The sequence below is a fragment of the Pseudolactococcus hodotermopsidis genome, assembly GCF_011170085.1.
Taxonomy (GTDB): domain Bacteria; phylum Bacillota; class Bacilli; order Lactobacillales; family Streptococcaceae; genus Pseudolactococcus; species Pseudolactococcus hodotermopsidis.
Genome location: NZ_BLLI01000129.1, coordinates 1 through 1228, shown reverse-complemented (window position 1 = coordinate 1228; position 1228 = coordinate 1). Strand labels below are relative to the sequence as shown.

Sequence of the window (1228 nt, the reverse complement as noted above, 5' to 3'; positions counted from 1 at the left end):
GAATCTGAATCAGCTTCAGAATCACTATCTTCTACTGAATCTGAATCAGCTTCAGAATCACTATCTTCTACGGAATCTGAATCAGCTTCAGAATCACTATCTTCTACGGAATCTGAATCAGCTTCAGAATCACTATCTTCTACTGAATCTGAATCAGCTTCAGAATCACTATCTTCTACTGAATCTGAATCAGCTTCAGAATCACTATCTTCTACGGAATCTGAATCAGCTTCAGAATCACTATCTTCTACGGAATCTGAATCAGCTTCAGAATCACTCAACTCGTCTGAACCTGAATCGGCTTCGGAATCACTGGCATCATCTGAGGCATGTTGCACGTCATGAACAGAATCAGAATCGGCTTCAGAATCGCTATCTTCTACGGAGTCGCTATCAACTTCAGAATCACTATCCTCGGCGGAGTCTGAATCTTCAACTGAATCGCTGTCTTCTGTGGAGTCTGAATCCTCTACTGAATCACTGTCTTCCACGGAGTCGCTATCCTCGACGGAGTCGCTATCCTCGGTCGAGTCAGAATCCTCAACTGAATCGCTGTCTTCCACGGAGTCACTATCTTCTTCAGAATCGCTGTCCTCGGTCGAATCGGAATCCTCTACTGAATCACTATCCTCTTGCGAATCACTGTCTTCTTCGGAATCGCTATCCTCTTCGGAGTCACTGTCTTCTTCGGAATCAGAATCTTCCTCTGAATCACTATCCTCTGTCGAATCGGAATCTTCGGTTGAATCACTGTCTTCGGTTGATTCATTTAAAGAATTATAAGTCGAATTTGAATCAATTTCTGAATCGGAATCTTTTTCTGAATCAGAATCCTCGGCAGAATCAGAGTCTTCCTGTGAATCGCTATCTTCCGTGGAATCGGAATCTTCAACTGAATCGCTGTCTTCTTGAGAGTCACTGTCTTCGGTCGAATCACTATCCTCAACTGAATCGCTGTCTTCTTGTGAGTCACTGTCTTCGGTCGAATCGCTATCCTCAACTGAATCACTATCTTCGACTGAATCGCTATCTTCTACGGAATCACTGTCTTCTTCCGAGTCGCTATCTTCGTAAGAATCGCTGTCTTCTTGAGAATCACTATCTTCTTGTGAGTCACTATCCTCTTCGGAATCGCTATCTTCTTCCGAGTCGCTGTCTTCTTCGGAATCACTATCTTCTTCAGAATCGCTATCCTCTTCAGAATCACTGTCCTCAGTCGAATCGGAAT

At 43.6% G+C, this 1228-nt stretch carries 1 protein-coding gene; it reads right to left on the bottom strand.

Going from position 1 to position 1228, the window contains the following annotated elements:
- Positions 1-1228 (bottom strand): hypothetical protein (locus Hs30E_RS10960; protein WP_191088469.1); only part of this gene is annotated, 1228 nt, incomplete at both ends.